Source organism: Polaromonas glacialis (assembly GCF_000709345.1).
Lineage (GTDB): Bacteria > Pseudomonadota > Gammaproteobacteria > Burkholderiales > Burkholderiaceae_C > Polaromonas > Polaromonas glacialis.
In genome coordinates this window covers 3,654,835-3,667,309 of sequence record NZ_KL448323.1, presented here as the reverse complement: position 1 = coordinate 3,667,309, position 12,475 = coordinate 3,654,835, and the positions used below count along the sequence as shown (strand labels likewise).

The 12,475-nt window shown below is 61.4% G+C and carries 13 protein-coding genes; 1 reads left to right on the top strand and 12 read right to left on the bottom strand.

Annotated features, from left to right (window positions below; genetic code table 11):
- Positions 1-23 precede the first annotated feature (23 nt).
- From ccoP to EC86_RS0117950, 12 genes are all read right to left on the bottom strand, one after another.
- Positions 24-944 carry a cytochrome-c oxidase, cbb3-type subunit III gene (gene ccoP, locus EC86_RS0118005; RefSeq protein ID WP_029527234.1) on the bottom strand — a complete coding sequence of 307 codons (921 nt, stop codon included), beginning with the start codon at positions 942-944 and terminating at the stop codon, positions 24-26.
- Positions 945-976: 32 nt separating this feature from the next.
- Positions 977-1,117 carry a CcoQ/FixQ family Cbb3-type cytochrome c oxidase assembly chaperone gene (locus EC86_RS0118000; protein WP_029527233.1) on the bottom strand — a complete coding sequence of 47 codons (141 nt, stop codon included), beginning with the start codon at positions 1,115-1,117 and terminating at the stop codon, positions 977-979.
- Between the two features lie 19 nt (positions 1,118-1,136).
- The gene (ccoO, locus tag EC86_RS0117995) at positions 1,137-1,763 is read right to left on the bottom strand and encodes a cytochrome-c oxidase, cbb3-type subunit II (protein ID WP_029527232.1); all 627 of its coding nucleotides are present in this window, start codon (positions 1,761-1,763) and stop codon (positions 1,137-1,139) included.
- 13 nt (positions 1,764-1,776) lie between these two features.
- Entirely contained in the window at positions 1,777-3,213 is a 1,437-nt protein-coding gene (gene ccoN, locus EC86_RS0117990) for a cytochrome-c oxidase, cbb3-type subunit I (RefSeq protein WP_029527231.1), read from the bottom strand.
- Between the two features lie 69 nt (positions 3,214-3,282).
- Positions 3,283-3,420, bottom strand: a complete 138-nt coding sequence (ccoS, locus tag EC86_RS0117985; RefSeq protein ID WP_029527230.1) for a cbb3-type cytochrome oxidase assembly protein CcoS — start codon at positions 3,418-3,420, stop codon at positions 3,283-3,285.
- A complete protein-coding gene (locus tag EC86_RS0117980) occupies positions 3,420-5,750 on the bottom strand; it encodes a heavy metal translocating P-type ATPase (protein ID WP_051676044.1) in 2,331 nt (776 codons plus the stop codon). The genes ccoS and EC86_RS0117980 overlap by 1 nt, the downstream gene beginning before the upstream one ends.
- A gap of 158 nt (positions 5,751-5,908) precedes the next feature.
- Entirely contained in the window at positions 5,909-6,427 is a 519-nt protein-coding gene (locus EC86_RS0117975) for an LPS-assembly lipoprotein LptE (protein ID WP_029527226.1), read from the bottom strand.
- Between the two features lie 38 nt (positions 6,428-6,465).
- A complete protein-coding gene (gene leuS, locus EC86_RS0117970) occupies positions 6,466-9,132 on the bottom strand; it encodes a leucine--tRNA ligase (RefSeq protein ID WP_029527225.1) in 2,667 nt (888 codons plus the stop codon).
- Positions 9,133-9,225: 93 nt separating this feature from the next.
- Positions 9,226-9,672, bottom strand: coding sequence for an ExbD/TolR family protein (locus EC86_RS0117965; RefSeq protein ID WP_029527224.1), 447 nt, complete (start codon positions 9,670-9,672; stop codon positions 9,226-9,228).
- Positions 9,669-10,328 (bottom strand): MotA/TolQ/ExbB proton channel family protein, encoded by a 660-nt coding sequence (locus tag EC86_RS0117960; RefSeq protein ID WP_029527222.1) that lies wholly within the window; start codon positions 10,326-10,328, stop codon positions 9,669-9,671. The genes EC86_RS0117965 and EC86_RS0117960 overlap by 4 nt, the downstream gene beginning before the upstream one ends.
- Before the next feature lie 7 nt (positions 10,329-10,335).
- Complete coding sequence (gene dapB / locus EC86_RS0117955; protein ID WP_029527221.1) at positions 10,336-11,166, bottom strand: 4-hydroxy-tetrahydrodipicolinate reductase; 831 nt, start codon at positions 11,164-11,166, stop codon at positions 10,336-10,338.
- Positions 11,163-11,747, bottom strand: coding sequence for an outer membrane protein assembly factor BamE (locus EC86_RS0117950; protein WP_029527220.1), 585 nt, complete (start codon positions 11,745-11,747; stop codon positions 11,163-11,165). Before EC86_RS0117950 ends, dapB begins: the two co-directional genes overlap by 4 nt.
- A 113-nt stretch (positions 11,748-11,860) precedes the next feature.
- Between EC86_RS0117950 and fur the strand changes: the two genes are divergently transcribed.
- Complete coding sequence (gene fur / locus EC86_RS0117945) at positions 11,861-12,316, top strand: ferric iron uptake transcriptional regulator (protein WP_029527219.1); 456 nt, start codon at positions 11,861-11,863, stop codon at positions 12,314-12,316.
- Positions 12,317-12,475: the final 159 nt, after the last annotated feature.

The following is a 12,475-nucleotide window of genomic DNA, read 5'->3' as shown; positions in this document are numbered from 1 at the left end:
TAGGAGTCTTGCCGGGTAAAGAATCACTTCAGCGCTACTGCGCCTGGCTTGTTGGACAAGCTCCAAACATAGGATGCCAAAACATGAATCTGGGATTCAGTCAGTTTACCCTCTTGCGCAGGCATCTGGTTTACCTTGCCATTATTGATCATGGCCACGATTGCGTTTTCACCCCAACCGTGCAACCAGATATCGTCGGTCAGGTTGGGAGCACCGATGGCTTGGTTGCCTTTTCCATCCACACCATGGCAAGCCGCGCAGGCGCCAAACTTGCTTTTTCCGAGGGAAGCCTTGATCGAGTCGTGTGGGCTGCCTGACAGACTCAAGACATACTGCGCCACATTGCGGACATCATCCGAAGACCCCACTGCAGCGGCCATGGGGGGCATGTTGCCAATGCGGCCTTTGACCAGGGTTTCGACAATCTTGTCAGGGGTGCCGCCATGCAGCCAGTCCTTGTCCGAAAGATTTGGAAATCCTTTGCTGCCACGGGCATCTGATCCGTGGCATTGTGAACAGTTGTTCATGAACAAACGCTCGCCAATGGCCATGGCCTGGGGGTCGCCCGCCACGTCTTCAGGCTTCATGCTGTTGAACCTAGCGTACAAGGGTTCAACTTCCTTATTGCCTTTGGCTACTTCGGCTTCGTACTGACCAACCTGGCTCCAGCCAAACTTGCCTGCATAGCTGCCGAGACCTGGGTACATCGCCAAGTAAGCCAGGGAAAACACCACGGTGATGACGAACAGCCAGACCCACCAGCGCGGCAGGGGATTGTTCATCTCGCGCAGGTCGCCGTCCCAGACGTGGCCGGTGGTGTTGTCGTTGGCTGTCATGGCTTTGGCCTTGCCGCTGAACCACAAGAGCAGCAGGCAGGCAAAGATGCCGACCAGCGAGATGCCAGCCACAAAGACCGACCAGAAATTACTGGTGAAATCGCTCATTTTTTTCTTCCTTGTCCAGTTCTTGGCGCGGTCTACTCGTCTTGCTTGAAAGGAAGCTGAGCCGCCTCATCAAAGCCTTTGGCATTGCGACTGGACCAAGCCCACGCCACAATTCCTATGAAGACTAAAAAAGTGGCCACCGTCACGATGGACCTGAGTGTGTTGATATCCATTGCCGTAAGCCCTATTCGGTTATTTACGATGAATCCCGAGTACCTGCAGGTACGCAATCACAGCTTCCATCTCGGTTTTTCCCTTGACATCGGAAGGTGCTGCAACAATCTGCTCATCGGTGTAAGGCGCGCCTACCGTACGCAATCCCTGCATGTGGGTCTTGATGGACGAAGCATCCACCGGCGTTTTTTCAAGCCACGAATAAGCCGGCATGTTTGACTCAGGAACCAGGTCGCGCGGATTGTTCAGGTGAATACGATGCCATTCATCGCTGTACTTGCCGCCTACCCGCGCCAGATCGGGCCCGGTGCGCTTGCTGCCCCACTGGAACGGATGGTCATAGACAGACTCGCCAGCCACCGAATAGGGACCATAACGCAGCGTTTCTGCCCGGAACGGGCGAATCATTTGCGAATGGCAGTTGTAGCAGCCTTCCCGCACATAAATGTCCCGCCCAATCACCTGCAGCGCGGTATAGGGCTGAAGTCCCTTGATCGGCTCGGTGGTGGACTTCTGAAAAAAGAGGGGCACGATTTCCACCAAGCCGCCAATGGCAAGCACGATGAGAATCAGCACGATCATCAGGAAGTTGCTGGTTTCGACCTTCTCGTGGGAGAGGCCGCCGCTTGATTTTTGGTTAGCCATATTGTTTTTTTCCTCAAGCGTGGGCTACGGCCGCCGGGATGGTGACGGTGACTGAACGACCGGCCGTAGCGGTCTTGTAGGTGTTCCAGAGCATGATCACCATGCCGCTGAGGTACAGCAAGCCGCCGAGCAGACGCAGTACGTAGAAGGGGAAAGTGGCCTTGACCGACTCGACGAAGGTATAGGTCAGCGTGCCGTCAGTATTAACCGCGCGCCACATCAGGCCCTGCATCACGCCGGCAATCCACATGGCCGCGATATAGATCACGATGCCGATGGTGGCCGTCCAGAAATGGACCTCGACTGCCTTCATGCTGTACATCTGCTTCTGGCCGAAGAGACGCGGGATCAGGTAGTACATGCTGCCGATGGTGATCAAGCCAACCCAGCCCAGGGCGCCCGAATGCACATGCCCAATGGTCCAGTCGGTGTAGTGCGAGAGTGCGTTGACGGTCTTGATGGCCATCATCGGGCCTTCGAACGTGCTCATGCCGTAGAAGGAAAGCGACACGATCAGGAAGCGAAGGATCGGATCATCGCGAAGCTTGTGCCATGCACCCGACAGGGTCATGATGCCGTTGATCATGCCGCCCCAGCTTGGCGCCAGCAATATCAGGGAGAACACCATGCCGACCGACTGCGTCCAGTCTGGCAATGCGGTGTAGTGCAGGTGGTGCGGACCGGCCCACATGTAGGTGAAGATCAGCGCCCAGAAGTGGACGATGGACAGGCGGTACGAGTACACGGGACGCTCGGCCTGCTTGGGAATGAAGTAATACATCATGCCCAGGAAACCTGCCGTCAGCAGGAAGCCCACGGCGTTGTGGCCGTACCACCACTGCACCATGGCATCCTGCACGCCGGCATAGGCGGAATAGGACTTCATGAAACCGACCGGAATGGCAGCGTTGTTCACCAGGTGCAGCATGGCAATTGCGATGATGAACGCACCATAGAACCAGTTGGCGACGTAGATGTGCCGGACCTTGCGGGTGCCGACCGTGCCGAAAAACACGAAGGCGTAGGCCACCCAGACCAGCGTGATCAGGATGTCGATGGGCCACTCAAGTTCAGCGTATTCCTTGCCTTGGGTGTAGCCCAGCGGAAGCGAGATGGCAGCTGCCACGATGACCACCTGCCAGCCCCAGAAGACGAACGCAGCCAGCTTGTCGGAAAACAGGCGCACCTGGCAGGTACGCTGAACCACATAAAGGGACGTGCCCATCAACCCGCAGCAGCCAAACGCAAAAATCACCGCATTGGTGTGCAGCGGCCGCAATCGCCCATAGCTGAGCCAGGGAATGCCGAGATTCAGGTCCGGCCAGGCCAGCTGGGCCGCGATGATCACCCCGACCAGCATGCCGACCACTCCCCAGACCACTGTCATGATGGCAAACTGCCGTACAACGGTGTCGTTGTAGGTCGTGGCCCGTGTATTGGCAAATGTCATTTTTACCTCTTCTTTACTTAGTAACTTCTTAAGAGTATCGCGATGTAACGAATTTGAGCTTGACCTACGTCAATCATCACGAAGAATGCGCTCGCCTTCGGCATCGATGTCTTCAAACTGGCCTCTATAAATAGCCCAGCCCAAGCCGCCCAGAATAAAAAAAACCAGAATGACCGACAACGGGATAAGTAAAAAAAGGATGTCCATCAAAGGCCTTCCAGAGGTGTGGCGGCCGAGGACAGCCGCAATGCGTTCAGCACGACCAGCAGTGAACTGAGCGCCATGCCTATTCCCGCCAGCCATGCGGGCAGCCAGCCGGCCACGGCCAGTGGCACGCAGACGGCATTGTAGACAGCCGCCCACCACAGATTCTGGCGAACTATGCGCAAGGTGCGCCGCGCCTGCACCAGGGTCTGGGCCACCGTGCCCAGGCGGTCCCCCATCACCACCAGATCGGATTGGGCCTGCGCCAGAGGCACCGCCTGGCCAAAAGCAAAAGACACATGGGCGCCCGCCAGAACCGGACCGTCATTCAGTCCGTCGCCCACCATGGCCACATGGTGTCCCTGAGACTGCAGGCCGCGCAGAAAGGCAAGCTTGTCCTGAGGGGTACAGCCCCCCTGGCTGTTGTCGATGCCGGCTTGCCAGGCAACGCGGGCTGCCGATTCCGGCAAGTCGCCCGACAACAGGTAAACCTTGACGCCTTGGGCCGTCAGCGCCGCCACCGTGGCATGGGCGTCAGGACGCAGGTCTTCCTGCAGCTCAAAGGTGGCAATCCATCCCTTGTCGTCACTCAGGCAGGCGTGCAGGGCTGACGTGGCAGGCGGGTCTACATCGCAAAACCGGGCCGAACCCAGGCGTGCCAGGACAGAAGATGCCGCATTGCCGGCCCTGCAAAGACGCCCTGACACGCCCTGCCCGGCGGTTTCCCGTGCGTCCCGCACCGTCCAGGCGCCCTGCTCCGCACCACCGTGCCCTGCCGCTGCCAGCGCACGCGATACCGGGTGCAGGGAATCCTTCGCCAGCGCGGCCGCCATCGCCAAGGCTTCTTCGCTGGAAATGCCCTTGCGGGTATGCACCTCGCCAAGCGCAAACGCGTCGCGTGTCAGGGTGCCGGTTTTGTCGAATACCACCGTGTCCACCGTTGCCAGTGCTTCCAGCGCCTGCAAACGCCGGACCAGCACGCCACTGCGCGCCAGCGAACCGGCGCTGGCGAGCATGGCGGCCGGCGTGGCCAGCGACAGCGCGCAGGGACAGGTGACGATCAGGACCGCCACCGCCACCATCAGCGCATGGCCCGGGTCATGCGACCACCAATAAGCGCCGGCCCCGCCAGCGGCCACCAGCACCAACAAAAGGAAGGGCTTGGCGATACGGTCGGCCAACTGGGCCAGTTGCGGCTTGGAGGTCGAAGCGCTTTCCATCAGCGCGACGATCTGCGCAAACCGCGTCTGGCCGCCGGTAAGCTCCACCCTCACCACCACCGGGGCCGCAAGGTTGTGGCTGCCGGCAATCACGAGCCCGCCCTTGTCGCGCGGCAAGGGACGCGATTCACCGGTCAGCAGCGATTCGTCGGCCAGCGTGCGGCCTTCCAGAATGATTCCATCGGCCGGAAAAGCTTCGCCCGGCAACACCCGGATCACGTCGCCCGCGCTGAGCCGCCGAACGGCCACGCGCTCGAAAGCGCCGTCGGCGCCGCGGCGCTCGACACTGTCGGGCAGGCGGTTCATGAGCGCTTCAAGCGCGCCTGCGGTTCGGTCGCGCAGCCGCAGTTCAAGCCAGCGCCCGGTCAGCAGGAAGAAGACAAACATGGTGAACGAGTCGAAATACACCTCGGCACCGAAAATACCGGTGGGCTCGAACGTGCCCATGGAACTGACGGCAAAGGTGATGCCCATGCCCAGCGCCACCGGCAGGTCCATGCTGACGCGGCGGTGTCGCAGGTCGCGTAGCGCATTGCGGAAAAAAGGCGCGCAGGAAAATAGCAGCACCGGCAATGAAAGCACCCAGGAAGCCCATCGCAGCAGCTGCGCCATGTCGGGCGCCAGGTCGCCCGGCTCGGCCACGTAGGCCGGCCATGCGTACATCATCACCTGCATCATGCACAGGCCGGCCACGCCCAGGCGCCACAGCGCCTGGCGGGTTTCGACTCGCCGGCGGTCATTGGCAAAGGCATCGTTGGCAGGCACGGCCGGGTAGCCGGCCCGCGCGGCGGCCTGCATCCAGCCCGATGGCTTGACCCGGGTTTCCGACCAGACAATCCGTCCCCGATGGCTGGCGGCGCTGATGTCGGCCGACAGCACGCCCGGCACCTTGCGCAGGGCATCTTCAATCGTGAGGGCGCAGGCGGCGCAGTGCATGCCTTCAAACACCACACTGGATTCCCAGCAAGAAGGCTGCCCGGCCAGCGACCGGCTGAAGGCCGACCATTCGTCGGGGTCGTCCAGCATGGCCAGCGGCGTGGCACCTGCAGGAGTCAGCTCATCCGTCAGGCTGGACGGCGACAGGGATAAAGGTGACAGGCTGGCCGTTTGCATGATCCGCCAGCTTAGCGGCTTTATGGGCCACTGTCTTGATCTGGATCGAATTCAGGGAAATCCGTATCAAAACAGGCCTTCGGACCGCTTTATTCAGCCATGCGCGCCCGGACTGCCTCAGCGCCCGCCATGGCATGACCAGCAATTTCTGGCTGGGCTTACTCCAGGCTGGTCACCGCCGCCAGACGGCGCATGACCTGCTGGACGACATCGCTCTGCATGTCGCGGTACAGCAGCGCTTCCTCGGCCTCCTTCGCCAGCACCGCCGATTCGTTGAAGCTGATGTCGCGCTGCAGGGCGATTTCGCTTGCCGGAATCAGTTCGCGGCCTGCCAGGGTGCGCAGGCGGAAAGAAAACAGCAGCCGCAACTGAAACTCGCGCACCTGGCCAGACGAGTTCAAGCTGAGCACCACCTTTTCACGCCGGTCCTGGAGAACCTCAAGCACGACCTGCGCCTCGCTGATACGGCGCGCATCGGTGATCACCCTGACCTTGCCGGTGGCCTCCAGCGAACGCCTGAGTTCCACACCCAGCGGGGACGACTCGGCCAGGCCGCTGTACAGCGTGGAGAACGCAAAGTTCGGCGCCTTGCGCAACGCAAAACCGCAGCCGTTCAGGTTGAGCAACGCCAGCGAGGCGGCGGAAGCCGAAAAAACCAGAAAAGCGCGACGCTGCATGGGTTGGCCTTGTTGAATGTTGACGAAAGCGCCGTGTCTCACACGACGATGTTGACCAGGCGGCCCGGAACGACGATGACTTTCCTGGCGGGCGCGCCTGCCGCCTGACGGACAAACGCCTCCGAAGCCAGCGCCGCCGCCTCGATCTCGGCCTTGCTGGCGCCAGCTGGCACCGTGACCGAACCGCGCAGCTTGCCGTTGATCTGCAGCACCAGTTCAATCTCGTCCTGCTGCAAGGCGCTGGCGTCCACTTCAGGCCACGGCGCATCCAGCAGGTCGACGCCCTTTTCGGCGTAGCCCAGTTCGGCCCACAGCGTGTGCGCCAGGTGCGGCGTTGCCGGATACAGGCAGCGCAGCAGGATGCCGAAGCCTTCGCGCAAGGCGCCCACGGAGGCCGCCGAGACTTCGCCCTTGAAATCTTCCAGCGCGTTGAGCAGTTTCATGCCGCCCGAGACCACGGTGTTGTACTGCATGCGTTGGTAGTCGTAGTCCACCTGCTTGAGCAGGGTATGCACTTCCAGCCTCAGCGCCTTGGATTCTTTATCAAATAGGCCTTTTCCGCATGCTGCATCTGCATCAATAGCTCCTGAATTCATAGCATCGAGCTTGACGCCAAAATTCCAGACCCGGCGCAGGAAGCGATAGGAGCCTTCCACCCCGGCATCGTTCCACTCCAGCGTGGCCTCGGGCGGCGCGGTGAACATGGTGTACAGGCGCGCGGTGTCGGCGCCGTACTTTTCAATGATGTCCTGCGGATCGACACCATTGTTTTTCGACTTGGACATGGTGCCCACGCCTTCGTAGTCGATGGGCGTTGCGACCGGCAGGTCGCCCACGGCATTCTTGAGCCGGGCGCCGGTAATCTTGCCAGCGTCGTCCAGCACATGCTCGACATCGTGCGGCCAGAAGTATTCCTTGCCGCCCCTGTCGGTGCGGCGCGAATAGATGTGGTTGAGCACCATGCCCTGCGTGAGCAGCTTGGTGAAGGGCTCGTCAATCTTGACCAGCCCGAGGTCGCGCATCACCTTGGTCCAGAAGCGGGCGTACAGCAGGTGAAGGATCGCATGCTCGATGCCGCCGATGTACTGGTCCATCGGCATCCAGTAGTCGGCACCGCCTGCCACCATCGCTTCGCTGTTCTTCGGGTCGCAATAGCGCATGAAATACCACGAGCTGTCCACGAAGGTGTCCATGGTGTCGGTTTCTCGCCGCGCGGGTTTGCCGCAGACCGGGCAGGTCACGCCGGCATGAAAGCCTTCGTGCTTGTGCAGCGGGTTGCCCGAGCCGTCGGGAATGCAATCCATCGGCAGCACCACCGGCAGGTCTTGTTCCGGTACCGGCACCGCGCCGTGCTCGTCGCAATGGATGATGGGAATCGGCGTGCCCCAGTAGCGCTGGCGGCTCACGCCCCAGTCGCGCAGGCGCCAGGTGGTTTTCTTTTCGCCCAGGCCCAGGGCGGCCAGGGCGGCGGCGACGGCATCGACTGCTGCCTTGAAACCCAGGCCATCGTATTTGCCCGAGTTGATCGCAACGCCTTGCTGCTTGTCGCCGTACCAGTCGGCCCAGGCCTCAAGGCTGTAGGCCTTGCCTTGAACATCGGTCACCTGCTTGATCGGCAAGTCATACTTTTTGGCAAACTCAAAGTCCCGCTCGTCATGTGCCGGAACGCCCATGACCGCACCGTCGCCATAGCTCATCAGCACGTAATTGCCGACCCACACTTCGACCTTGTCGCCGGTCAGCGGATGCGTGACGAACAGGCCGGTGCGCTGGCCTTTCTTCTCCTGCGTCGCCATTTCGGCTTCAGTGGTGCCGCCGGACTTGCATTCATCAATGAACGCCGCCAGCGAAGGGTTTGCCGAAGCGGCATGCACCGCCAGCGGATGCTCGGGCGCCACGGCGCAGAAGGTCACGCCCATGATGGTGTCGGCGCGCGTGGTGAAGACGTACATTTTTCCGTCGCCGATCAGGCAGCCGGAGGCATCCTGGATGTCGTGCGGGAACGCAAAGCGCACGCCTTCGCTCTTGCCGATCCAGTTTTCCTGCATCAGCTTGACGCGCTCGGGCCAGCCCGGCAGCTTGTGCTGCACGCTGTCGAGCAGTTCTTCGGCATAGTCGGTGATCTTGAGGTAATAGCCCGGAATCTCGCGCTTCTCGACGGTCGCGCCGGTGCGCCAGCCCTTGCCGTCAATTACCTGCTCATTGGCCAGCACGGTCTGGTCCACGGGGTCCCAGTTCACCAGCTGGGTCTTGCGGTAGGCAATGCCTTTTTCCAGCATCTTCAGGAACAGCCACTGGTTCCACTTGTAGTAGCTAGGGTCGCAGGTGGCGATTTCGCGGCTCCAGTCGATGGCCAGACCCATCGCCTGCATCTGCTTTTTCATGTAGGCGATGTTGTCGTAGGTCCACTGGGCGGGCGGCACGCCGTTTTTCAGCGCCGCATTTTCAGCCGGCAGGCCAAACGCGTCCCAGCCCATGGGCATGAGGACGTTGTAGCCCTTCATGCGCAGGTAGCGGCTCAGCATGTCGTTGATGGTGTAGTTGCGCACATGGCCCATGTGCAGCTTGCCGCTGGGATACGGCAGCATGGAGCAGGCGTAGTATTTTTGGCGGCTCGCATCCTCGGTCACGCGGTAGGCGTCGGCGGCATTCCAGTGGGTTTGCGCGCTGCGCTCGACGTCGATATGGTTGTATTTGTCTTGCATGGAAAAATCTGGCTACCGAAAAAAGGAAACCCCGGGCCCGGGGCGGGCAGCCTTGGCTGCGAACACGTGATTTTAGGGGCTGGACGCCACCGGCTAGCCGCCCGAAGGCGCACTCAAGCCGGCAGGCGGCGACGGCTCGGCGACAAAGCCGATGCGGCTGAGCCCGGCTTTCTGCGCCACGCCCATGACTTCTACGACCTTGCCGTAGGGCACGGCTTCGTCGGCGCGCAACTGCACCTCGGTGTCGGGATGCTGGCGGGCGGTTTGCGCCAGCAGGCGTGCCAGTTCGTCGAGCGGCTGCGGCTTGTCGTCCAGGAAAGCCTGACCTGTTTTATCGACGACCAGCGTGACAAACCGGGGCGCATCAACCGCCTTGGCCGCGTCGGTCCTGGGCAGGTCAAGCCGGATGGCGCTGGCCAGCAAGGGGGCGGTAATGATGAAGATGACCACCAGCACCAGCATCACGTCCACCAGCGGCGTGACGTTGATGTCGCTCATCGGCGGCGGAGCATTCGTTCGTTCAAGCCGGCCAAAGCTCACGGCGCCACCAGCGGGTTGTTGCGCACCGCCAGCAGTTCGCGCAGGTCAAAAGCGAATCCTTCCAGGTCGGCCTCGATGCGGCCGATACTGCGGCCGAACACGTTGTAGCCCAGCACGGCCGGAATAGCGACCGCCAGGCCGGCAGCGGTCATGATGAGCGCCTCGCCCACCGGACCCGAAACCTTGTCGATGGTGACCTGGCCCGCCAATGCCATTCCGGTCAGCGCATGGTAAATGCCCCAGACCGTTCCCAGCAGCCCGACAAAAGGCGCAGTGGAGCCGACCGTGGCCAGCAAAACCTGGCCAAACTGCAGCTTTTGCAACACCGCATGCAAGGCATCGCGCAGCACCCGGGTAAGTTGCGCCGACTTGTCGCCGGCCGTCGCCAGCGTGCCCTGCGCCCTGGCCTGCGTCGCGGCAATGAGCGGCAACACCAGCGCTTCGCGGTCGAACACGGCGATTTTTTCGCAGGCCGCTTCCAACGACATCGACTGCCAGAAAGCCGCTGTGCTGCGCGCCACGTCGCCCGTGGCACGGCGCAGCAGCCAGCCTTTCCACAAGATGACGACCCAGCTGCCGACCGACATGGCCAGCAGCAGCGCCGCGACCGCCTGGCTGATCAGTCCGCCTTGCGAGATGAGGGCCAGCAGACTCATGCCTGCATCACTTCAGATTGAGCACATCGAACATGTCAAACAGGCCGCTCGCCTGGCTGTGCAGGAAGCGGGCGGCGCGCAGGCTGCCCTGGGCATAGGTGGCGCGGCTGGAGGACTTGTGGCTGATTTCAATGCGCTCGCCAATGCCGGCAAACAGCACGGTATGGTCGCCAACGATGTCGCCGCCGCGTATGGTGGCAAAACCGATGCTCGACGGGTCGCGCTCGCCGGTCACGCCTTCGCGGGCATAGACGGCGCAGTCCTTGAGGTCGCGGCCCAGCGCACCTGCAATCACCTCGCCCATCTTGAGCGCGGTCCCCGAGGGCGCATCGACCTTGTGGCGGTGATGCGCTTCGATGATTTCGATGTCGTAACCGGTGGACAACGCCTTCGCCGCCATCTCCAGCAGCTTGAGCGTGACATTGACACCCACGCTCATGTTGGGCGCCATGACAATGGCGATGTCCTTGGCTGCATCCTGAATTTCAGCCTTCTGGGCGTCTGAAAAACCGGTCGTGCCAATGACCAGCTTGATGCCGAGTTCACGGCAAGCGGCCAGGTGGGCGAGCGTGCCTTCGGGCCGTGTGAAATCAATCAGCACCCGCGAATCTTTCAGGCCTTCGCGCAGGTCCGAATGAATCAGGATGCCGCTGGAACGGCCGGCAAAGGCGCACGCGTCCTGGCCGATGGCGGGACTTGACGCCACATCCAGCGCGCCTGTGAGCAGGCAGTCAGTGCTGGCATTCACCGCCTCGATCAGCATGTGGCCCATACGGCCACTGGCGCCGGCAATGGCGATTTTGTACGGACGGTCCTGCTCCAGTGAACCCGCGCTCATTGCTTCGGGCTTTCCAGCGGCGGGTAAACCGTGGTGGACGGACCCGTTGGCACACTGGTCGTTTCGGGCTGAGCGTTTGCATTGGCTCTGGAAACCGATGACTTTTCCGCCGCCTTGAGTTGCTCTTCGCTGGCTTGCAGCACGGGCACCTTGCCCAGCACCCGCTTGTTGCTCAGCGTGGAGATGAACTCTGCCTCGCTGGGCATGCTGTCGCCGGAAAAGCGTTCCAGCTGGTCGCCCTTGAAGAAGACGGTGTACTTGAACGCCTGGGGCTCGACGCCTTGGCGCTTCAGCGTAAACACGTAATCCCACCGGTCCGCGTGGAACAGGCTGGTCAACAAGGGCGTTCCCAGCACAGCCTTGACCTGATCGCGTGTCATGCCGGCCTGGAGTTGTTCCACCTGCTCGCGGGAGACAAAATTTCCCTGGATGACGTCGACCTTGTAGGGCGTGATCCAGTTGACGGGGTTGATCGAACTGCTGCTCATCGTGCCGCTGCTGCACGACGCCAGCACTCCACAGGCCACGGCAATAAGGATTTTTCGAATGCTGTAATGAGGATTTGCAGGCAGGGCAGACATAGTGGAAGGTGTAGCGATATGATCAAACATTGTAGCGGCTGGGTGCTTTCAGACCTGTTTTCAGGCCGTCCGGGACGGCACCCCTTTCCCGAACAGTTTCCAGAGAGATTCCCATGAGCAACATTGACGAGCTGAAAAACACCGGCCTGAAGGCTACCCTGCCGCGACTGAAAATACTGGAAATCTTCCAGGCCGGCAAGCAGCGCCACATGACGGCCGAGGATGTTTTCCGGGTACTGCTTGAAGAGCGCTCGGACATCGGGCTGGCCACGGTGTACAGGGTGCTGATGCAGTTCGAGCAGGCCGGCCTGCTCAACCGCAACAATTTTGAATCGGGCAAGGCGGTGTACGAGATCAATGAAGGCCAGCACCACGACCACCTGGTCTGCCTCGACTGCGGCAGGGTCGAGGAGTTCTACGACGCCGAGATCGAGAAGCGGCAGCACGCCGTGGCTGAACTCAAGGGCTTTGCCATTGCCGACCATTCGCTGTCGATTTATGCCAACTGCACCAAGCCCGACTGCCCCAACCGGTCAGCTTTGCCTGCTCGCCACCATCACCATTCCTGATTTTCATCCCGCCATCCCGTATCAACTCAAGAGCTAGGGACAACGGCCAGGTGCATGGTTTTCGTGCCCTTGCAAGTACCGGCCGCAGAACCGGCTCAGCCGGGCTGCAGGCGGGACAGCCCCCTCGGGGGGCAGCGAACCACACGAAGTGGGGAGCGT

What these genes read in the sequence shown, in the direction of transcription:
- dapB (WP_029527221.1), bottom strand. Translation starts at nt 11,166, where the DNA reads ATGAGCGCGGGTTCACTGGAGCAGGACCGTCCGTACAAAATCGCCATT.
- leuS (WP_029527225.1), bottom strand. Translation starts at nt 9,132, where the DNA reads ATGCAAGACAAATACAACCATATCGACGTCGAGCGCAGCGCGCAAACC.
- ccoO (WP_029527232.1), bottom strand. Translation starts at nt 1,763, where the DNA reads ATGGCTAACCAAAAATCAAGCGGCGGCCTCTCCCACGAGAAGGTCGAA.
- EC86_RS0117980 (WP_051676044.1), bottom strand. Translation starts at nt 5,750, where the DNA reads ATGCAAACGGCCAGCCTGTCACCTTTATCCCTGTCGCCGTCCAGCCTG.
- EC86_RS0117960 (WP_029527222.1), bottom strand. Translation starts at nt 10,328, where the DNA reads ATGAGTCTGCTGGCCCTCATCTCGCAAGGCGGACTGATCAGCCAGGCG.
- EC86_RS0117950 (WP_029527220.1), bottom strand. Translation starts at nt 11,747, where the DNA reads ATGTCTGCCCTGCCTGCAAATCCTCATTACAGCATTCGAAAAATCCTT.
- ccoP (WP_029527234.1), bottom strand. Translation starts at nt 944, where the DNA reads ATGAGCGATTTCACCAGTAATTTCTGGTCGGTCTTTGTGGCTGGCATC.
- EC86_RS0117975 (WP_029527226.1), bottom strand. Translation starts at nt 6,427, where the DNA reads ATGCAGCGTCGCGCTTTTCTGGTTTTTTCGGCTTCCGCCGCCTCGCTG.
- EC86_RS0118000 (WP_029527233.1), bottom strand. Translation starts at nt 1,117, where the DNA reads ATGGATATCAACACACTCAGGTCCATCGTGACGGTGGCCACTTTTTTA.
- ccoS (WP_029527230.1), bottom strand. Translation starts at nt 3,420, where the DNA reads ATGGACATCCTTTTTTTACTTATCCCGTTGTCGGTCATTCTGGTTTTT.
- fur (WP_029527219.1), top strand. Translation starts at nt 11,861, where the DNA reads ATGAGCAACATTGACGAGCTGAAAAACACCGGCCTGAAGGCTACCCTG.
- ccoN (WP_029527231.1), bottom strand. Translation starts at nt 3,213, where the DNA reads ATGACATTTGCCAATACACGGGCCACGACCTACAACGACACCGTTGTA.